The sequence below is a fragment of the Acinetobacter lwoffii genome, from assembly GCF_024129715.1.
GTDB lineage: Bacteria > Pseudomonadota > Gammaproteobacteria > Pseudomonadales > Moraxellaceae > Acinetobacter > Acinetobacter lwoffii_U.
The window spans coordinates 116,390-137,737 of record NZ_JAMXXM010000004.1 but is presented as its reverse complement, the minus strand read 5'-3'; the positions used below and the strand labels follow the sequence as shown (position 1 = coordinate 137,737).

Sequence of the window (21,348 nt, the reverse complement as noted above, 5' to 3'; positions counted from 1 at the left end):
ATGAAACAAAAATGGATCTACAGCATCAAAATCATGAGTATCACATTTGGTCTAGCCAGTATCAGCTCATTAAGTCTGGCGGCCATTCAAGGACTGCATTTTTCACATAAAGACTGGGAAATTGCCTGTGATAATACTGGTACCTGCCGTGCTGCCGGTTATCAATCGGATCAAGATATTGATCAGCCGGTTTCGGTGCTATTAGAGCGTGCTGCGGGTGCAAACAGTGGGATAAAAGCTCAGGTCCAGATTTTACCCTTAGCTGCTGCCACACCGACCAGACAGCTTCAGCTGCAAATTGCCAGCACGCCTTATGGCATGATTGGTTTGAATCGGGAGGGAATAGGACAACTCAATAGCAGTCAAACGCGTGCCTTGCTGAAAGCTGTGCAAGGAACAAGTCCGGTTGTCTTTAAGAATGCGTATTCACGCTGGAACCTGTCGACCTCCGGAGCCAGTGCCGTTTTGCTGAAGATGGATGAATTTCAGCGTCGACTTTTTACGACTTCAGCCTTGATCAGGCCGGGGAGAAAATCGAATCAGGCGGTGCTCAAAGCCGCAACGATACCGAAAATTCAGATACCAAAATATCAGTCAGGCAAAGTCACCCAAGCGAAACTGAATACGGCAGCCAGTCAGCAGATGATTCGAAAACTGCAAGCCACCACCAACGAGGATCAATGTGATTTGCTGTTTAGCCAGCGTTTTCTCAATGATGATGTTATGACGATTTATCCCATTAATGCTCAGACTCAGCTGATTCAGATTCCGTGCTGGCGCGGAGCTTATAATATGGGTAGTGGCTTCTGGCTGATGGACAAAAACAAGCAGCTGAAACAGCTGGTAACCACCTCAGGAGAAACATTTAGCCAAGGCCAGATATTTTCCGGGCATAAAGTACGTGGTTTGGGTGATTGTCTGAGTCAGGACGAATGGGCCTGGAATGGCAAGAAATTTGTCAAAAGCTTCAGTAGTCTGACCGTGCAATGTAAAGGCTTCGCCGGTGGTGCTTGGAATTTACCGACCTACGTAAGCAAAGTCATTTATCAGGCCAAATAGTATTGTTTATAAAATAGCAGCGATAAAAAAAGCCTGACGCATTCAGGCTTTTTAATTTTAAAACATGTGATTTTAAAAACGCTTTGGAATTCTCTGGCCATTTGGAACAGGAATTTCAGCATTTTTTAATACTCCAAATAGCCAGGTTTCAGCATACTGTACTGCAGTTTTTAACTGGTCGCCCATGGCCAGACGTCCGGCTATGAAACTGGCCAATGAACAGCCTGAACCATGATATTCACCTGGTAGACGTGGACAGCGAGTTTCGTTGACCAGTTCACCTGCAATATACAGGCTGTTCTGAATGTAATCTGGCGTATCTTCATGGCCACCTTTGACCAAAACTGCCTGTGCACCCATTTCAAATAATTTTTGAGTGGCCAGTTTGAGGTCTTGCTCACCCGTCAGGGCGCGTAGTTCAACCGTGTTCGGCGTTAAGATAGTGGCTAATGGAATCAACTGGGTAAATGCTTTGACCAGCGTTTCTTGATTACCCAGCGAACCGCCACTATTCGCGACCAAAACCGGATCCAGCACATACAGATAATCTGGATGTGCAGCCAGAAACTCGGCCAGTGCTGCGATATTGTCTGTGGTGCCTAACATGCCAGATTTTACGCAACGAATGGGCAGGTCATTGACCACCGCATTGGCCTGTGCCAACAGCAATTCTCTGGAAGTGGCTTCGAAACCAAAAACCTGCTGTGAATTTTGAATAGTGAGGGCTGTGCAGGCAATTGCCGCATGTGCACCACTTTGACCAATGGCTTCAATATCTGCTTGAAGGCCGGCTCCACCTGAAGGGTCTAAACCGGAAAAGCAAAGTACGGTAGGGCGCAAAATGATGTCCTTCATTCACTAAAATTGCATTAGTATAGGCAAATTTGAATGAACTCTCGATATTAATTTATATCGGTACTAATGAGAGGGGATGGGCGGTGATTAAGAATATTTTAATTGATCTGGATGGGACATTAACCGATCCGAAAGTGGGGATTACGACGTCTGCACGCTATGGTCTGGAAAAGATCGGTCATCCGATTAGTGACGAGATCAATATCGACTGGATTATTGGTCCGCCCTTAAAAGCCTCGCTGGCCAAAATTTTAAATGTTGAGGCCGATCATGTTCTGGCTGAACAGGCCTTGATGGGTTATCGGGAGCGCTTTGCAGTCAAGGGTCTCTATGAAAATCATGTTTTTGAGGGTGTAGCAGAAACGCTGGCAGAACTGAAACGCCGTGGTTATCGCTTGTTTGTCGCTACAGCAAAACCGACAGTGTATGCCAAACAGATTCTGGAACATTTTGATCTGGCCCAGTATTTTACTGACATTCATGGTAGTGAGCTGAATGGTGACCGCACCAATAAAGCCGAGCTGATTCAGTATATTTTAGCGCAGCAACAGTTACAGGCCGATCAATGCCTGATGGTGGGTGACCGTGAGCATGACATTTTTGGTGCCCGTCAAAATGGTATTGATACTATTGCGGTAAATTATGGTTATGGCAGTCAGGAAGAATTAGCACTGGCACAGCCAAAATATCAAATAGACTGCTTTAATCAGTTGCTAGATTATTTTAAATAAACCCTAATTTTTGCTTATTTTATTTGAGCTGATTTTTAGAGAGGCGATGTCTATAAGCTGGTTCATCTATAGAGATCAATTCTCTTATTAGATGGTTATCTCAATAAGAATCCCGCAGCGTGCGGGATTTTTGCTCTTGGATGAACATTTAAAGCGTCAAAAACCAGGTCGATGCCAACACCACCATAATGATAATCACCAGTAAAATATTGATGATCGTCATTCGATGTTGGGGTGGAACTCTGGCTTTGGTCAGTGCATTTCCTGCATGGTCAAACAGGATGACATTTTGCACGCTACTTTCATAACCGAGTTCGAGTAACGCGCGCTTTTCAACTTCGGTTAAACCGTCTTCAGGCAGATCCATGATTTGCAGCAATGCTATAGAGCTAAATAGTTTCTTCATCATTGAGGAGGGTAACAGCTGTTTCAGCGTCACCGCCGCTGCATCAAAGTCGGCAATAATACTCCGCGGATGGGCATAAGGCACATCGGGTAGCAGAGTATGCGTAATCGTGCCATCTATATTCATCAGCTGCATTTTATCTTTATAGATTTGCACCCATACAGCATCTGGAAATTTCACTAATTGATCTTGCAGCATGGAGAAAGTCTGATTTTGCTGATATTTAGTCATTAAATAATCGATAAACAAATCCCGCATCAAGACGGGATTTGTAAGGTTCGGTTATTTGGCAGGAGCACCATATTCATTGTTTTGTTGCTTGGTTTCAGTTGCCCACCACCAGATCAGTACCAGTATACCAATCACGGTAAGCGTCAGTAATTGCCACCAACCAGAGCGTCCTACATCATGCAAGCGACGCGCGCCAACGGCCAGACTTGGGACTAGAAGTGCCAGATTAAGCAGGCTATTCACCAGCGGTTTAGTGCCTAAAACTGTATCAATTACCTCAGCAATAATGCCTAAAATTACACAAAACAGCATAAAGAACCAAAATTCTTTACGGCGTGCACGGCCGGAAAAGTTTGCATAGTTGGTCAGACATTTTACAAACCAGTCAATGCTGCTGTAGTTTTCCTCGGCCTGATCCAGATTGGAATATTTGCCGAGCTGACTGGAAATTTTTTCTCCCAGATAAATAGAACTGCCTGAGGTTAAATAAACCTCAGATGCTTCACCCGCGGTATTGACGATAAAATCGACCCGATCGCCGCGTGAAGGTGGACGCTCACTACGCCAGGCTGCGCCATTAAAGCTATAGCGCTGATTATCATCCCCCGAGATAAAACCGGTATTGTGTTGAATAGAAAAATCAAGGATTGAACCTTTCATGCTTGTTCTCGTCTATTAAGCCAGATTATTGTTTTAAAGCGACGCAATTTCTTATCAGAATAACTTTAGCATAATCTAATTTTTAAAAGTTTATGGTGAAATGACAATAATTTTTTCATGTTTTTAAAAGCCTTATCGCAATAGTGATTTAATATTCAATCAACAAAAAATGTGGCGTTGCATGATTTGAAATGAAGAAAATTAAATAGTAATGGAGCTGATTTATCTCTGAACCTGTTATAAGAAAATTAAAGCTAAATCTATCTGATGAATATCAAATTTTTCTTTGGAACTATGGTTTGATGTTGTTAAATTTAATATGATGATAAACAGATACTTATAAATTTTAAATTTACAAAAAGCATATAATAATACTAATAAATATAACATTTTATTCATACTTTTTATCTATTAGTAACGATTTTTTAAAATCAACAGGCGTATAATAAAAAGCTTCATATTGTGATGAAGGTATCACATTCAATGTATCTCTCCCCATTATCGAAGGCCGTTTACCTTTGCTGTGCCTCTTTCATCTTAACCACGACCACTGTGCATGCTGAAGCTGCTTTCAGTTCGGAAAGCCCGTGGATGCTCGGTGACTGGAACGGGCAACGTACAGCACTCCAAAATCAGGGCTATGATTTCAGTTTTGGTTATACGGGTGAAATGGCAAGCCTGATTGATGCGCAAAGATCTTCAAGCCATAGAACTGAATATGCGGACCAGTTTGTTTTTGGGGCACATCTGGATCTGGCAAAGATTGCAGGCTGGCAAGATACCGAAGCGCAAATTACTGTCACCCAGCGTAATGGTCAGTCACTGTCTCAAAGCACTGCTGCTTTAAACGACCATCTGAGTTCAGTGCAAGAGGTCTGGGGCCGTGGTCAAACCTGGCGTCTGACTGATTTATGGATCAAGAAAAAATTCCTGGAACAAAAACTGGATGTGAAAGTCGGACGCTTTGGTGAGGGCGAAGACTTCAACAGTTTTGACTGCGATTTCCAGAATCTGGCCCTATGCGGTTCACAAGTCGGGAATTGGGTTGGCGATCAGTGGTACAACTGGCCGGTAAGCCAATGGGCTGCACGAGTCAAATACAACATTAACCCTGAATTTTATGCCCAAGTCGGTGCTTATGAATACAACCCTGAGAATCTGGAACGTGGCAAAGGATTTAACCTGAGCACGGATGGTTCTAAAGGGGTAATGCTTCCTGCAGAAGTGGTTTGGACGCCTAAACTGGGTGAACAAAAACTACCGGGTGAATATCGCGCCGGTTATTACTACAGTACAGCTGAGGCTGAAGTCATTTCCAATCCAGATCAAACCGACCATCACCATGGGGGTTGGATCGTTGCCAAGCAACAATTGACTGCACATCACGGTGATGCTTCGCGTGGTCTGACCGGCTTTGTGAATGCGACAGTGCATGACTCCAAAACCAATAACGTCAGTGATATGCAAAATATCGGGCTGGTTTACAAAGGCGCGATGGATTCACGTCCTCAAGATGAAATTGCGTTCGGTATTGCACGCATCAACATGAATGACGATGTCAGTGCTGACCGTCATCAAGAAATCGATGCAGAAATTTATTATGGCTTACATGCCACTAATTGGCTCACCATTCGCCCGAATGTGCAATATGTGCGTCACGTCGGTGCATATAAAGATGGTGAAAATGTCTGGGTGGGCGGAATCAAGTTTAATACGTCATTTTAAAATATAGTTTTTAGTTGCAAATACACTATTGAATCTCTAGGTGCTTTGTTGCAGTAATGGGCAATGCCTGCTTAAGACATTGATGTATTTATAACTCAGAATTTAACAATAAGGGTGCTCATGCCTGTCATGTGCATGGACTTTCAAAAAACTTTTATAGGTGTTCAACATGAATACTTCATCAGGTTCAGTACTGAAAACAATTTTAGCGGTCATTGCCGCTGTTTTCGGTATAGGACTGCTGATTGGAGGGATTTATCTTGCAGTGCTGGGTGGGTCTTGGTACTACATCATTGCAGGTATTCTCTTTATTGCGACCGCAGTTCTCTTGTATAAACGAAAAAGCGCTGCACTTCTGGTTTATGCCATATTCGTTTTGGCAACAGTGGTGTGGGGCCTATGGGAAGTCGGTTCAGATTTCTTTGCACTTGCGCCGCGTTTGGATATTTTAGGTCTGTTTGGTTTAGCGCTGCTTATTCCGGCGGTAACACGTGACTTTGATCAAAGCAAAGGTGCGAAAATTGCCTTGGGTGCTTCATTGGCCATTACTATTGCCGTAATGATTTATGCTGTATTTAATGACCCGCAAGAAATTCGCGGTGAATTAAAATCCCAGCAGCCCGCAACCCACCAGCCAATTCCCGGTGTGGCAGATGAAGACTGGCCAGCTTATGGCCGTACCCAGTCGGGTTTACGTTATTCGCCGTTGAAGCAGATTAATACTGAAAATGTCAAAGATTTGCAGGTGGCTTGGGAATATCACACGGGCGAATTCAAGACTGAAAATGACTCGGGTGAAACCACCAATCAGGTTACCCCAATTAAGGTGGGTGACAACATGTACATCTGTACCACTCACCAGAAATTGACTGCGCTTGATCCGGCAACTGGTAAGGCGAAATGGACCTATGATCCAAAGCTGAAAGCCGATCATACCTATCAGCATTTAACCTGCCGTGGCGTATCTTATTATGATGTCAACAATACGGCCGGTTTTGAAAGCAGTCTCGCTGCGAAGAAAACCACATCGGCTGAATGTCCACAAAAAGTGATTTTACCGGTCAATGATGGGCGTTTAGTGGCGGTTAATGCGACCACCGGTAAAGTCTGTTCTGACTTTGGTAAAAATGGCGAAGTCGATCTGCAAAAAGATATGCCATTCCCATATCCGGGCGGTTATATTCCAACCTCACCGCCTGTAGTCACCGGTACCACCATTATTATTGCGGGTTCAACTACCGATAACTATTCAACTGAAGAGCCGTCAGGTGTGATCCGTGGGTATGATGTCAATACGGGTGAATTGCTTTGGGTATTTGACACAGGCGCTGAAGATCCGAATTTGATTCCTGCACCGGGTCAAAAATTTGTACACAACTCTCCAAATGCTTGGGCACCTTTGGCCTATGATGCAGAGCTGGATATCGTCTATGTACCAACGGGTGTCGGTACCCCGGATATTTACGGTGGTCACCGGACTGAACTGGACGAGCGTTATGCAAACTCGATGCTGGCCCTGAATGCGACGACTGGTAAGCTGGTATGGAACTTCCAGACTACCCATCATGATTTGTGGGATATGGACGTACCTTCACAGCCGACATTGACCGAGATTAAAGACAAAAACGGCAATATGGTTCCAGCCATTTATGTCTTGACCAAAACCGGTAATGCTTTTGTGCTAGACCGTCGTAATGGTAAAGCGATTGTGCCGATTACCGAGAAACCGGTACCACAATCTGTGAAGCGTGGACCTCAAACCAAAGGCGAGTTCTATTCTAAAACTCAACCGTTCTCTGACTTTAATCTGGCGCCACAAGATAAATTGACCGATAAACAGATGTGGGGTGCGACCATGTTTGACCAGTTGGTCTGCCGTGTTGCTTTCCACAAACTGAATTACGATGGCATTTATACCCCACCTTCTGAAAATGGGACGCTGGTCTTCCCGGGTAACCTAGGTGTGTTTGAATGGGGTGGTATGTCGGTGAATCCGGACCGTCAAATTGCACTGACCAACCCGATTGGCCTGCCATTTGTATCAAAACTGATTCCTCAAGATCCGAACCGTCCTAAGACGGCTAAAGGTGCAGGTACAGAAGCCGGCGTTCAACCGATGTATGGTGTGCCTTATGGCGTTGAAATCAGTGCGTTCCTGTCTCCATTCGGTCTACCGTGTAAACAGCCATCATGGGGCTTTGTTGCAGGTGTGGACTTAAATACTCATGAAGTGGCATGGAAACGCCGCATCGGTACCATTCGTGACAGTATGCCGGGCATTCCATTGCCGCCATTCAAAATGGGTGTGCCGATGTTGGGTGGACCTATTTCAACTGCGGGCAACGTGATGTTTGTGGGCGGAACTCAAGATAACTACATCCGTGCCATTAACGTGAACAACGGTGATGAACTATGGAAAGGCCGTCTACCTGCAGGTGGTCAGGCTACACCAATGACCTATGAAGCCAATGGCAGGCAGTATGTGGTCATTATGGCAGGTGGTCATGGTTCCTTTGGGACTAAAATGGGCGACTCTCTGGTGGCTTATGCCTTGCCAGACAATAAATAGTTGAACTTTTAATTCAGTATAAAAAAGCCTGATTCGTCAGGCTTTTTTATACGCTATTGTTGAATGCCTACATCGAGTTTTAAGGACACAGAGAAATGATGTTGATTTGTTGCTGAAAGCTCAATTTCATTCAGATCGCATTAAAATAATATGCTTTGTATATGGCTGATTTTAAGCGAAATTCAGATAAAGGATTAATCAAGTCTGAATTTATCGAACACAGAATTTTTAAGCTCAAAATATTTCTATTCATTGAGCGAACTATATGTCATCAAATCAGCGCATTTATTGGATATCGATGCTTAAAAAAAATGAATTGAATCATGAGATGTACGCCATCTCGATAAGGTATTTGCCGCATTAAACCACTTTCAAATAAGGCCTGTCATTTATGTACCAAAGCCCGAAATTTCCATTCGTGAGATCGACCTTGTCCTGCCTGATTGCTTGCGTAGGTCAGAATATTTATGCAGAAAATGACACACAAGAAGTCCAAAGGTTAGACACCATTGTTATTCAAGCGACCCGTACCGATCGGGAGCGATTGACCACACCGGCGTCAGTGTATTATCTGAATCAAGAACAAGATAACAGCATGAATGTGAACCTTTCGGAAACATTAAAAGGCGTTCCGGGATTACAGTTAAATAATCGTGAAAACTATGCCCAAGACCTGCAAATTTCAATGCGGGGCTTTGGTGCGCGCTCCAGTTTCGGTGTGCGTGGTGTGCGTTTATATGTAGATGGAATCCCTGCAACAATGCCGGATGGGCAGGGGCAAACCTCGAATATTGATTTAAACAGTCTGGATCATATTGAAGTATTGGGTGGTGCATTTTCATCACTATATGGTAACTCTTCCGGTGGGACGATTTTAACCACCACGCGAGAGGGGCAAGGTGCTGACTCGGTTGAACTGGGGCATTCTGCAGGGAGCCAGAACAAAGGGCAGACCAAGCTGGTTTTACAAGGCGGTTCAGAAAATGCCGATGAACCGGCTTATATCATCAGCTCGTCTTATTTTGATACCAATGGTTACCGTGACCACAGCAGTGCACATAAAGTTCTGAATAATGCCAAACTGACCTGGGATCTGGAAGATGGTTCTAAAATCAACTGGATGAATAATTACGTTAAAATTGCTGCAGATGATCCGGGTGGTTTAACTCGAGATCAGTGGAAGGCCAATCCCAGACAGATCGCGACCAACGTCCTTCTTTATAATGCACGTAAAGAAATTGAACAACTGCAAACAGGTTTGACCTGGAATAAGCCGATCAATGACCAGCATGAACTGTATGGCATGGCCTACTGGGGACAGCGCGCAGTCACGCAATATCAGTCGATTCCAAAGTGTGCATATGAAGAAAATACTGATATTTGTAAACCTAATACAGTTCAACTAGCCCGAAATCATCCCGGTGGTGTCATTGATTTTGACCGTAATTTTTATGGGACAGATTTACGCTGGACGGGTAAAGATATTCTACCAAATACTAAACTGATTGCAGGTGTCGCCGTAGATGCCATGACCGAAGACCGTAAAGGCTATCAAAACTTTTTAGGTGATCGCTTGGGAGTCAAAGGCGAACTGCGTCGAGATGAAGATAATACCCTGTGGAATTTAGATCCGTATTTGCAAGCTTCTTATCATTTTGCTCCCGATTGGACTTTAGATGCCGGCCTGCGCTATAGCAATGTGCATTTTAAATCAGAAGATCATTATATTACTGATGTGAATGGTGATAATTCAGGTAAAACCACTTATGATAAATTATTACCATCCATGGCCTTAAGCTGGCAGATTTTACCTGAGCTGATGACTTATGCCAGTTATGCACAAGGCTTTGAAACGCCCACCTTTACCGAAATGTCTTATCCTGCAAATACTGCAGAACACCGGAGCTTTAGTTTAAAAGCAGCAGAAAGTGAAACGTATGAACTTGGCTTAAAATCTGCTAATCGTTTCGGTGATTTTACTGCTGCAGTATTCCATACCACGACTCAGGATGACATTGTTTCTGCAGGTAATGACAATGGTCGCTCTACTTTCCGTAATGCAGATCAAACTTTAAGAGAAGGTATTGAACTCTCCTGGAATAAAAGTTTATGGCGTGATCTCACTGCTCAAGCCAGCTATAGCTATATAGATGCAACTTTTGATGCTGATATTCCTGAAATTTTAAATCAGAATGGCAATATTGCAGTGTCGAGAGTTGAATCAGGAAACTATATTCCCGGTATTGCCAAAAATCAGGCATTTTTAAGTCTGGGCTGGAAACCTGAAAATGGTTTGAGTGCAGGTTTAGACGTGCGTTACTCAGATCGAATTTATGTCAATGATACCAATACTGAATATGCACCCAGCTATACTGTTGCTGGTGCCAATGTTGGCTATAAATGGAATATGAAAGACTGGTCTGTCAAAACTTTTGCACGTGTCGATAATCTTTTTGATAAAGATTATTCAGGTTCAGTGATTGTCAATGAAAGCAATAGTCGTTTCTATGAACCAGCAGAAGGGCGAAACTGGAGTGCGGGTTTGAGCGTGACAAAAGAGTTTTAATTGAAATGATTTGTGGCTGCTAAATTTTCAAAATAAAAAATCCCGCTTTTAAAGCGGGATTTTAAATATTGAGGTTTTAAAAAGATGAATCGAAGCAGTCTGGAAAATACTAGATTGTTTTCTGATTTACCCGCTTTGATAATTCCCCGGCACTTTCGACCCGTTCAGAATATCGATTGGTGAGATCAGCAGACTGACCGCGGGTGAGTAAGGTGAACTTGTAGAGTTCCTCCATTAGAAGTTGTTTTAGATATTCTTTCTGCTCCGCAGTGCGCAGCATTTAGCAATGAAGATGGGGAAATGATTATTGATGAAGCAGGGAAGCGGTTGAAATAAATCGCAGGATTTAAAGTCGATCATTCAGATCATAAAAAAGCCACCGCGAGGGTGGCTTTTTATTTAAAGTTAAAATCACAGATGTCGTGTCATTTTAAGCTAAACCTTACCAGCTTAACGCACCGCCAGTTTGGTAATCTGTTACGCGCGTCTCGAAGAAATTCTTCTCTTTACGCAAGTCCATCATCTCTGACATCCACTGGAACGGGTTATTCACACCAGCAAACTGTTCAGGCAAACCCAACTGCGCCAGACGACGGTTCGCAATAAACTTCAGGTATTCTTCCATCATGCCAGCGTTCATGCCAAGTACACCGCGTGGCATGGTGTCACGTGCGTATTCGATTTCCAGCATCGTACCTTCAAGAATCATCTGGATGATTTCTTCCTGGAATTCAGTTGTCCATAAACCCGGGTTTTCGATCTTGATCTGGTTGATCATATCGATACCGAAGTTCAGGTGCATAGACTCATCACGCAGGATGTACTGGAACTGCTCGGCAACACCATTCATCTTGTTACGACGGCCCATAGACAGGATCTGGCTGAAACCGCAGTAGAAGAAAATACCTTCAAGAACACAGTAGAACGCGATCAGGTTGCGAAGCAGGATCTGGTCATTTTCAGGTGTGCCGGTTTTGAACGTAGGATCACTTAAAGACTGAGTATATTTCAGGCCCCACGCAGCTTTACGTGCAACTGACGGTACTTCACGGTACATGTTGAAGACTTCGCCTTCATCCATACCTAGCGACTCGATACAGTACTGGTAAGCGTGTGTGTGAATCGCTTCTTCAAACGCTTGACGCAAGATGTACTGACGGCATTCAGGGTTGGTAATATGACGGTAAATCGCCAGTACCAGATTGTTTGCAACCAGTGAATCGGCAGTCGAGAAGAAACCAAGTGAACGCATCACAATGGTACGTTCATCTTCAGTCAAGCCATTTTCAGACTTCCACAACGCAATGTCGTGGTTCATGTTCACTTCTTGTGGCATCCAGTGGTTTGCACATCCGTCCAGATACTTCTGCCAAGCCCATTCGTATTTGAATGGAACAAGCTGGTTCAAGTCTGCACGACAGTTGATCATCGCCTTGTCATCAACCTGAACGCGTTGCGCACCCATTTCAAGCTCTTCCAGACCCGGTGCAACATCAAGCTGCTCTAGGGAAGCAGATGCTCTTGCCAGCGAATCGGTTGGATTTGATCCTCGGTTTTGAGTGGCTCTAAGGGGTTGTGCAGCTGCCACATCCGGCGATGCGTTGCCTGCATCAGATACCATCTGTGAATTAGTCGCTTTTTGCGGCTCGACGGGCGCAGGCTGCTGTTCAGGTGCAGCCGGTTTTTGCGAATCATCTTCGAAATCGTCCCAACTTAGGATAGACATATCAATTCTCTCTACGTTGCTTTATATCTTTTATGAGACATTCAGCTTGGCTGAGATGTCTTACTATACGCTTAATTTGTGTAAGCAAAATTAAGTTTTGTCGATGAATGCTCTAGTTTTATACAGGAGCAATAATCCCCACTACTTATTTTGTTTACGCTGTTGGCGAACTTTGAACCAGAAATAAGCAATTGGTAAATAAAAGGTAATACCAAAGGAAATCAGCAATGCCGCAAGTCCTAACATGTAGTTATGAGTCATATGTGGCATTTAGGTTTCCTTTTACTTTTAGTTTGTGAATCCTAGCCGAAACTAGGATTCACGTTTAAATCATTTTTTAGATGATTTACTAGGCTTGATTGTTTCAGTAACTGTAGTTTTAGGATGCTTTTTTGCATAGCCTTCAGTTACGAAACGACCAGTTCCTGCATCACGAGAAACTTTTTTCGTAGCCATAGAGATAATCTCCATTACAAATTCAAGATGACTCTTACTGGCTCGTTTCTCGAATCGATGATACAATCCGTTCACGCATTTTGTGATGCCAGCCTCGTTGTGACCATCTTGGTATCACTTCGAGATTGAAAGCCTTCTAGTTAGTTTTGGTCGACGCTAGAGGGCTTTTTTATTGCCTAAATTTCGTAATCCCCCTAAATCCCCCTTTATAAAAGGGGGACTTTCTCCCTCCTTTATTAAAGGAGGGTCGGGGGAGGATTTAAAACCTGTCAGATTACTGACAAGCTTCACAATCAGGATTGTCAATTGAACATGCCATTGGCACTGGTGCCGCTTGAGCAAAACCTTCTTCCTCTGCAGGAGCTTCAGGTTTTTGCGCTTCAACGACAGGGGCTGCTGCTACAACAGGAGCCGCAACAGTTGCAGGTTTAACTGCGTTCAATGCGCCAGTATTAATAGTCGATTTCTCAGCAGAAGTCGCACCCAATGCACGTAGGTAATAAGTCGTCTTAAGACCACGTAACCAAGCCATTTTGTAAGTGATGTCCAGTTTTTTACCATTTGCACCAGCGATGTAAAGGTTCAGAGACTGAGCCTGATCGATCCATTTTTGACGGCGTGATGCAGCATCTACGATCCAACGTGTATCTACTTCAAATGCAGTCGCGAAGATGGCTTTAAGCTCTTCAGGAATACGGGAAATCTTCTGTACAGAGCCTTCGAAATGTTTCAGGTCGTTGACCATTACTGCATCCCAAAGGTCACGTTCTTTCAACGCACGTACCAAGTACGGGTTAATCACGGTGAACTCGCCAGACAGATTCGATTTCACATACAAGTTCTGGAAAGTAGGCTCAATCGATTGAGACACGCCACAAATGTTAGAAATCGTTGCAGTCGGAGCAATTGCCATCACGTTTGAGTTACGCATACCGTCTTTTTGAACTTTGGCACGTAAAGTGTCCCAATCCAAACGTTGAGTGCGGTCTACTTCGAACATACGTTCAGGACGTGTTTTCGCAACCAGATCAAGCGAGTCGATTGGTAAAATACCCTGATCCCACAATGAACCTTTGAATGTTTCGTATGTACCACGTTCAACAGCAAGGTCACTTGACGTTGAAATCGCGTAGTAAGAAATCACTTCCATCGATTCATCAGCAAACTCAACCGCAGCATCAGAACCATAGGCCAGATTCATTTCGTATAAAGCATCCTGGAAGCCCATGATACCCATACCGACCGGACGGTGTTTCAGGTTTGAATTACGTGCTTGTGGAACAGCGTAGTAGTTGATGTCAATCACGTTGTCGAGCATACGCACAGCAGTTTTTACTGTACGTGCCAGTTTTTCGCGATCCAGTACACCGCCTTGCACGTGTTGAACCAGGTTGATTGAACCTAAGTTACACACCGCGATTTCTTCTTTGCTGGTGTTCAACGTAATTTCGGTACACAGGTTAGAAGAGTGCACTACACCAACGTGTTGTTGCGGTGAACGTAAGTTACATACGTCTTTGAATGTGATCCACGGGTGACCCGTTTCAAACAACATCGACAGCATTTTGCGCCACAAATCTTTTGCACGGATTTTCTTGTGCAGCATGTTTGTTTCTTTGGCAATGCCTTCGTAGTAAGCATAACGCTCAGCGAATTCTGCACCGGTCAAATCATGTAGATCTGGGGTTTCAGAAGGTGTGAACAGTGTCCATTCAGCATCTTCGAATACACGTTGCATGAACAGGTCAGGAACCCAGTTCGCTGTGTTCATGTCGTGGGTACGACGACGGTCATCACCAGTGTTTTTACGAAGTTCCAGGAATTCTTCAATGTCCAGGTGCCAGGTTTCAAGATATGCACAAACTGCACCTTTACGCTTGCCACCTTGGTTGACCGCAACAGCCGTATCGTTCGCGACTTTAAGGAATGGAACTACACCTTGCGACTTACCATTGGTGCCTTTGATGTAAGAGTTTAAAGCACGCACTGGTGTCCAGTCGTTACCCAAACCGCCTGCCCATTTAGACAGCATGGCGTTATCACGCATTGCGCCATAAATATCATACAGGTCATCATCAATGGTGGTTAAGTAGCAGCTCGACAATTGTGGACGAAGCGTACCTGAGTTAAACAGGGTAGGCGTCGAAGCCATGTAGTCGAAGCTAGATAATAAGTTATAGAACTCGATTGCACGGTCTTCACGGTTTTCTTCATTGAGCGACAAGCCCATAGAAACACGCATAAAGAACAATTGCGGAAGTTCGAAGCGTACGCCATCTGAATGGATGAAGTAACGGTCAAATAAAGTTTGCAGACCCAAGTAAGTAAACTGGTTAGAGCGTTCCGGTTGAATCGCAGCAGCCAGTTTCGCCAGGTCAAAGTTCAGCAATTCTGGAGAAAGCAGCTCAAGCTCAATCCCTTTTTTCAGGTAAGTTTCCAGCGCATCGCCTTCAACTGTATCTACAGGTAGACCCAGGAATTTCAAACCAGTCGCAACCAGGTCATCACGCAATAAACGTGCAGTCACATATGTATAGTTAGGTTCTTGCTCGATACGGGTACGGGTCGCCATCATCATCGTGGTCGAGATGTCAGACTCTTTTACGCCGTTGTACAAGTTTTTCACGGTCTCATCGACAATCGCTTGTACATCAATCCCTTCAAGGCCTTCTGCTGCTTTAGTAACATGCGCAGTTAAAGCACTTAAATCTAGTGGCTTGAGTTTGCCTTCAGCATCAGTAATTTGCAGGGTCGGGTGATGATGAGCACCTAACTGTTTACGTGCTTCAGAACGTTGTTCACGGTAAATGACATAAGAGCGTGCAACTTTCTGTTCGCCCGTACGCATTAGCGCAAGTTCAACTTGGTCTTGAATTTCTTCAATATGAATCGTTCCGCCAGAAGGTAAACGACGTTTAAAGGTATTTAATACCATTTCCGTCAGTTGCTCGATACGATCATGGATCCGGCTCGAGTCAGCGCTTTGTTGGCCTTCAACCGCCAAAAACGCTTTACCAATTGCGACAGAAATTTTTTCTGCATCAAAAGCGGCAACATCACCGGTGCGTTTAATCACCTGAAGTTGACCAGGAGTTGAAGTGATTACGCTCATGTTAGCATAGCTCCGTTGTCATCTATTTTTATGTTTATAGACCGTTTGAACTGGGCAAAATTCATGCCACAGTGTTTGAGGAATAAACACAAGACCTAGTGGTTTTAAAATTAATTGAACACAAGATACGGGAAAATTTAGGGTAGATCAATATTGACATTTAGCTAAATATTTTTCTTAAGTTGTGCTTTAATCCTTGTAAAAATATCGCTATTTTTATTGATTTTTGTATAAGCCTTATCAGGCAAGGCATAGCATAACAAAGTCAAAAGAAAGTGCTTATAGATAACACTGTGGATAACTAAAAAGTGCTGAATCAAGCAGTCATATTTTGTCCATGTAATAGTTGTGTAAATCGCAAATCAGATCTAAGCCGCTGTTTCAAGCATAATTGTCCAAAAAATGCACGATAAAATATTACAAAATGCTATCTTGATGTATCAGTTTGGTGAACGCTATCTTGTTTACAATGTAAACGTGTGTATATTGCAAGCATATTAAAAACGTATCTATTGGATTTCAAAAGGATACGCCTATAGCGTAGATCCACCAAATAAGGGGCAATACATGAGCCAAGAAGAAAAGTTACCCAAGATTTTAATTGTTGAAGATGACGAGCGTCTTGCCCGTTTAACGCAAGAATACCTCATTCGTAACGGACTTGAGGTGGGGGTAGAGCCGGATGGTAACCGTGCCATTCGTCGGATTATTGCCGAGCAGCCAGATATGGTGGTGCTGGATGTGATGTTGCCAGGTGCGGATGGCTTGACCATTTGCCGTGAAGTGCGTCCACATTATCATCAACCGATTTTGATGTTGACTGCGCGTACTGAAGACATGGATCAGGTTTTGGGTCTGGAAATGGGTGCAGATGACTATGTCGCTAAACCGGTTCAGCCACGTGTATTGCTGGCACGTATTCGTGCATTGCTGCGTCGTACTGACAAGGTGCCTGAAGATGAAGTGGCACAGCGCATCGAATTTGATGATCTGGTCATCGACAATGGCGGCCGTTCAGTGACCTTAAATGGCGATCTGGTTGATTTTACCAGTGCAGAATATGACCTGTTATGGTTGCTTGCATCGAATGCTGGCCGTATTCTCTCTCGCGAAGATATTTTCGAGCGTTTACGTGGTATCGAATATGATGGTCAAGACCGTTCAATCGATGTGCGTATTTCTCGTATCCGTCCAAAAATCGGTGACGATCCAGAAAATCCGAAGCGTATTAAAACAGTACGTAGTAAGGGTTATCTTTTTGTTAAAGAGACCAATGGTCTTTAAGCAAATGTGGTTTGTTGCTTGAACAAGCAGGATAAATTATAGGTGTTTAAACACAGTATATTTTTGCGTATATACGCAGGACTCGTCATCCTTGTCGTCTTGGTGGCGGTGTTCGGCTATTTGTTGGTACAGATTATCAACTATCAGCGTGCGCAAGAATATCGCGAATCCCTGACTGATGGTATGGCATATATCATCAGTGAAGGGGTCGCACGCCAGCCAAATCTCCAGCAAAAGATGGATTGGGTTTCTGATGCCTCCGATTTGCTGGAATTACCTATCCATTATGTAGAAGCCAGTAAGGTCGATATTACCCGTGCTGAAGGGCGCCGTATTGCCGAACGAAAAGCGGTGGTGCGTTGGGACGCCGAATCAGGTATTGCCTATATTGTGGTTGGGCTGCGCGATGACCCGGGTCATTACCTTTATATTAAGGCCGACAGTATTACTGAGCGCCAGATGAAGGCCTTACCAGTCTTTATCCTGGACTATCTGGTCTACTATCCAGGTCAGGAAAAAGAATATCTGGCTCGTATTCAGGATTATTTTTCTTATCCGGTTTCTATCGAAAATGTCCAGAATCTACCTTTAGACTCCGAGCAAATCGGACGTCTGCGTCTGGATCACAGCATCATTTTATACCGCGACAATGCCTCTATTCGTGGTACCACAATTTCAATTATTTCACCGATTCCTGGTTCGACCTCGCAAGTATTGGTCATGGGGCCGGTACCCTTGTTTAACTGGATGCCATTCCAGTTGGCGACCGGTATTACCTTATTAAGCCTTTTTGTGTTGAGTCTGGGTGTTTATGGTCTTCTGGTTCCGATGCAGCGTAAGTTGCGTGAAGTCAGCTATGCCTTAAACAAAATGAAATCGGGTAATATGTCATTGCGTCTTCCTGTGGAAGGCAGTGACGAGATGTCTACACTGGCGTCTAGCTATAATAATATGTCAGATCATATCCAGCGTTTGATCGAAGCGCAGCGTGAGTTGATGCGTGCGGTGTCGCATGAGTTGCGTACACCGGTGGCACGAATCCGCTTTGGTGTGGAAATGATGGCGGATGAAGATGACTACGATTATCGTCTGCAACAGGTGGAACAGATTGATAAAGATATTGAAGCGCTGAATACCTTGATTGATGAGATCATGACCTATGCCAAACTGGAACAGGGCATGCCGTCGATTGAGTTTGAGCAAATCGATCTGTATGACGTACTGAATCAGGTGGCACAAGAAACTGAAGCGCTGAAAACCCAGAAAATCATCGAATTACATCCAATGCCTGTTGCGGTCACAGTAGAGGCGGAGCGTCGTTATCTGCATCGTGTAATTCAGAATCTGGTCGGCAATGCTGTACGTTATTGCGATAATAAAATCTTGATTAGCGGCGGTCTGGATCAGGATGGTCAGGCCTATGTTTGCGTTGAAGATGACGGGCCGGGAATTCCAGAAATAGATCGTGCCCGCATTTTTGAAGCCTTTGCCCGACTGGATGATAGCCGTACCCGTGCGTCGGGTGGTTATGGTTTAGGTTTGTCGATTGTCAGCCGGATTGCGTACTGGTTTGGTGGCACGATTCAGGTGGATCAAAGTCCGACGCTGGGTGGTGCGCGTTTTACCATGACCTGGCCGGCACAACGTTATGTCAAGAAGAGTAAGCGCAAAATGCTGGAAAAAAAGCCAGAGGAAGCGAGTGATCATTTAGCTTGATATTGTGTAAATGATTTTGGTCATAAAAAAACGATGCATCAGCATCGTTTTTTATTGGAAGAGATTTTATTCCTGAATGGTCGCATCAGGTTCAATGAGTGATTTGCCCTCTTTTAAGCTTTGTAGCGCTTCAGGGTTAAAGTCGATCAACAGTTTGGTATTTTTCGCATCGACGTTATAGCGCTGAATCAGTTTCTGGTCGCCTGATAACGTTTCGACTTTATATTCGTCAGCGATATTCATAATGCCATCCAGATTGATGCTGGAAGAGGCGTGGTCCTCTTGAAAAAGTGCATGGATGTCACGTAAGTCAAAAGCGGCCTGGCTTATGTTAGGATTTTTCTGGATGTAATTTTCTATATGTCGAACCAGTAATTGAGCAAATAAAAAATAATTCGGCTTATGCGAAAAGCGTAGAGACATGCAAGGACTCCTTATTGTTACTTTATTAATGTCATGATGTGGTTTAGAAATAGAAATAACATATTCTGAATCAGTCCGTTGAGCATGTTGCAAAAAGACACAATTGCCAATCCAAGATTACCAAGTAGCTGCAGGGGGTAAAGCAACAGTTAAATATAAAAAATCACATTAAATATCAAGTTAAATCAATTGGTTTGAAAGAAGAAATAGTTGTTAAAATAAGTTTTTATCCGATTTAACTTGGATTCAATAGTGAAAAAGACTATATCTAAATGGGTGGGCGAGAAAAGCAGCTCATCGATCAGCCTATTTTCTGGAAGTGCTCTTTATAAAAAAATTAATAGATAATTAAAATTTAATTTGGGAAAACGATTAAAACGAATTCTGAATGATTAAAGTCAAATTAAATGCTGAAATGTCTAAAAAATCATCCCAAAGACTAAGGCTTATAAACTAGCAAGTGAAATCCAAAATCAGGTACAATTGGCGGGATTAATTTTGTGTTTGGTGTATTTGAAGGCCAATACATACATTCTTTGTTAACAAATAGGCCTGCCAGGAGTTATCCCCGCATGAGTGCTATTACTCCATACGAATGGGCAATTATTGCCTTCGTGATCGGCGTTACATTTTTATGCGTCTTTATGCTGACTGTCCCATTACTCCTCGGGGGTAAATCATGGGGCCGTGCCAAGCAGGAGCAGTTTGAGTCAGGTGTAGTTAGCGCAGGTGGAGCTCGTATCCGCTTGTCTGCAAAGTTCTATTTAGTTGCAATTTTCTTTGTGGTGTTTGATTTAGAAGCACTTTATCTATATGCATGGGCAGTTTCTGTTCGTGAGGTAGGTTGGATTGGTTTTGCAACTGCAGCTATCTTTATCATAGTTTTACTTGTTGGTTTGATTTACGAATTATCGACAGGCGCACTCAATTGGGCACCTTCAGACAGACGTAAGGCAGCAGGAATTAAAGCTAAGATTGGTTCGCCAAATATGGATCTTGCAGAAATTACGCGCTTCAACTCGATTGAAGAATTGGTGATGGATCCAACGGGTCAAATCCCGGCTCAATCATCTGGTTTTGTGAAAAAGTCACAAACTCAATTATCTGATAAGGAGTAAGACGGGATGAAATATACATTAACCCGTGCGAATCCGAATGCTGACCAATATCCACTTCAGGAACGTATTGTTGTAGAAGATCCGTTGCTAGAAGAAGAAGTGAATAAAAATGTATTCATGACTCGCTTAGAGGATGTGGTACATACAGCAGTCAACTGGGGTCGTAAAAACTCAGTTTGGCCATTTAACTTTGGTACATCTTGCTGCTACGTAGAATATGCAACGACCTTGACCGGCGTGCATGACTTGTCACGTTTTGGTGCCGAGGTTATCCGTGCTTCACCGCGTCAGGCGGACTTAATGATTGTAGCGGGTACTTGCTTCGTAAAAATGGCGCCAGTAATTCAGCGTCTGTACGAACAGATGCTTGAACCAAAATGGGTCATTTCAATGGGTGCATGTGCCAACTCAGGTGGTATGTACGATATTTATTCAGTCGTACAAGGTGTGGATAAAATCATCCCGGTCGATGTGTATATTCCAGGTTGCCCACCACGTCCTGAAGCTTTGATTCAGGCATTGATGCTGTTGCAAGACCAGATTCAACTAGAGCGTCGTCCGCTTTCTGCGGTGATCGGTGATGATCTTAAGCCAGTGTATAAGCCAAAGATGATGCCGGAACGTGACCGTAAGAAAGACCAGCGTGTTGCTGTGAAGAACTTACGCTCTATGGATGAAATTAAATAATTTAAACGACAGGTTGTTTTGTTG

The 21,348-nt window shown here is 43.7% G+C and carries 17 protein-coding genes and 2 pseudogenes; 10 read left to right on the top strand and 9 right to left on the bottom strand.

Features of this window, described 5'->3' with window-relative positions:
• Positions 1-1,059: a DUF1176 domain-containing protein gene (locus NI462_RS05155; RefSeq protein WP_253159426.1), complete on the top strand. Its 1,059-nt coding sequence runs from the start codon at positions 1-3 to the stop codon at positions 1,057-1,059.
• Positions 1,060-1,131: 72 nt separating this feature from the next.
• Here NI462_RS05155 and NI462_RS05150 read toward each other — a convergent pair whose 3' ends face one another.
• The gene (locus tag NI462_RS05150; RefSeq protein WP_253159424.1) at positions 1,132-1,899 is read right to left on the bottom strand and encodes a hydroxymethylpyrimidine/phosphomethylpyrimidine kinase; all 768 of its coding nucleotides are present in this window, start codon (positions 1,897-1,899) and stop codon (positions 1,132-1,134) included.
• A gap of 98 nt (positions 1,900-1,997) precedes the next feature.
• On the opposite strand from NI462_RS05150, the gene NI462_RS05145 reads away from it, so the two are divergent.
• Entirely contained in the window at positions 1,998-2,645 is a 648-nt protein-coding gene (locus NI462_RS05145) for an HAD-IA family hydrolase (RefSeq protein ID WP_253159422.1), read from the top strand.
• Positions 2,646-2,793: 148 nt separating this feature from the next.
• On the opposite strand, the gene NI462_RS05140 is transcribed toward NI462_RS05145, so the two are convergent.
• Both NI462_RS05140 and NI462_RS05135 read right to left on the bottom strand, forming a co-directional pair.
• Complete coding sequence (locus NI462_RS05140; protein ID WP_004281745.1) at positions 2,794-3,309, bottom strand: hypothetical protein; 516 nt, start codon at positions 3,307-3,309, stop codon at positions 2,794-2,796.
• A 24-nt stretch (positions 3,310-3,333) separates the two neighbouring features.
• Positions 3,334-3,942, bottom strand: a complete 609-nt coding sequence (locus NI462_RS05135; protein ID WP_253159420.1) for a DUF805 domain-containing protein — start codon at positions 3,940-3,942, stop codon at positions 3,334-3,336.
• A 483-nt stretch (positions 3,943-4,425) separates the two neighbouring features.
• Here NI462_RS05135 and NI462_RS05130 point away from each other — a divergent pair, with 483 nt between their 5' ends.
• From NI462_RS05130 to NI462_RS05120, 3 genes are all read left to right on the top strand, one after another.
• A complete protein-coding gene (locus NI462_RS05130; RefSeq protein WP_253159418.1) occupies positions 4,426-5,667 on the top strand; it encodes a carbohydrate porin in 1,242 nt (413 codons plus the stop codon).
• Positions 5,668-5,836: 169 nt separating this feature from the next.
• Complete coding sequence (locus NI462_RS05125; RefSeq protein ID WP_253159416.1) at positions 5,837-8,236, top strand: glucose/quinate/shikimate family membrane-bound PQQ-dependent dehydrogenase; 2,400 nt, start codon at positions 5,837-5,839, stop codon at positions 8,234-8,236.
• A gap of 391 nt (positions 8,237-8,627) precedes the next feature.
• A complete protein-coding gene (locus tag NI462_RS05120) occupies positions 8,628-10,802 on the top strand; it encodes a TonB-dependent receptor (protein WP_253159414.1) in 2,175 nt (724 codons plus the stop codon).
• A gap of 109 nt (positions 10,803-10,911) precedes the next feature.
• Here the strand turns inward: NI462_RS05120 and NI462_RS05115 are convergent.
• Positions 10,912-11,040 (bottom strand): annotated as a pseudogene (locus NI462_RS05115) (arsenical resistance protein ArsH); the annotation flags it as partial.
• On the opposite strand from NI462_RS05115, the pseudogene NI462_RS05110 reads away from it, so the two are divergent.
• Positions 11,034-11,138: pseudogene (locus tag NI462_RS05110) on the top strand (arsenate reductase (glutaredoxin)); the annotation flags it as partial. The pseudogenes NI462_RS05115 and NI462_RS05110 overlap by 7 nt on opposite strands.
• 106 nt (positions 11,139-11,244) lie before the next feature.
• Here NI462_RS05110 and NI462_RS05105 read toward each other — a convergent pair.
• From NI462_RS05105 to NI462_RS05100, 4 genes are all read right to left on the bottom strand, one after another.
• Positions 11,245-12,528 carry a ribonucleotide-diphosphate reductase subunit beta gene (locus NI462_RS05105; RefSeq protein WP_004645882.1) on the bottom strand — a complete coding sequence of 428 codons (1,284 nt, stop codon included), beginning with the start codon at positions 12,526-12,528 and terminating at the stop codon, positions 11,245-11,247.
• 141 nt (positions 12,529-12,669) lie between these two features.
• Entirely contained in the window at positions 12,670-12,798 is a 129-nt protein-coding gene (locus NI462_RS15055; RefSeq protein ID WP_004645881.1) for a hypothetical protein, read from the bottom strand.
• Between the two features lie 60 nt (positions 12,799-12,858).
• Positions 12,859-12,984: a hypothetical protein gene (locus NI462_RS15050; RefSeq protein ID WP_004732081.1), complete on the bottom strand. Its 126-nt coding sequence runs from the start codon at positions 12,982-12,984 to the stop codon at positions 12,859-12,861.
• A gap of 274 nt (positions 12,985-13,258) precedes the next feature.
• The gene (locus tag NI462_RS05100) at positions 13,259-16,096 is read right to left on the bottom strand and encodes a ribonucleoside-diphosphate reductase subunit alpha (RefSeq protein ID WP_253159412.1); all 2,838 of its coding nucleotides are present in this window, start codon (positions 16,094-16,096) and stop codon (positions 13,259-13,261) included.
• Between the two features lie 567 nt (positions 16,097-16,663).
• Between NI462_RS05100 and bfmR the strand changes: the two genes are divergently transcribed.
• Entirely contained in the window at positions 16,664-17,380 is a 717-nt protein-coding gene (bfmR, locus tag NI462_RS05095; protein WP_004280782.1) for a response regulator transcription factor BfmR, read from the top strand.
• Between the two features lie 42 nt (positions 17,381-17,422).
• Positions 17,423-19,096, top strand: coding sequence for a sensor histidine kinase BfmS (gene bfmS, locus NI462_RS05090; RefSeq protein WP_005104083.1), 1,674 nt, complete (start codon positions 17,423-17,425; stop codon positions 19,094-19,096).
• A gap of 66 nt (positions 19,097-19,162) precedes the next feature.
• Here the strand turns inward: bfmS and NI462_RS05085 are convergent, their stop codons facing one another.
• Positions 19,163-19,519 carry a hypothetical protein gene (locus tag NI462_RS05085; RefSeq protein WP_180039025.1) on the bottom strand — a complete coding sequence of 119 codons (357 nt, stop codon included), beginning with the start codon at positions 19,517-19,519 and terminating at the stop codon, positions 19,163-19,165.
• A 572-nt stretch (positions 19,520-20,091) separates the two neighbouring features.
• On the opposite strand from NI462_RS05085, the gene ndhC reads away from it, so the two are divergent.
• Positions 20,092-20,637, top strand: a complete 546-nt coding sequence (ndhC, locus tag NI462_RS05080; protein WP_004280779.1) for an NADH-quinone oxidoreductase subunit A — start codon at positions 20,092-20,094, stop codon at positions 20,635-20,637.
• A gap of 6 nt (positions 20,638-20,643) precedes the next feature.
• Entirely contained in the window at positions 20,644-21,324 is a 681-nt protein-coding gene (locus NI462_RS05075; RefSeq protein ID WP_004280778.1) for a NuoB/complex I 20 kDa subunit family protein, read from the top strand.
• Positions 21,325-21,348 lie beyond the last annotated feature (24 nt).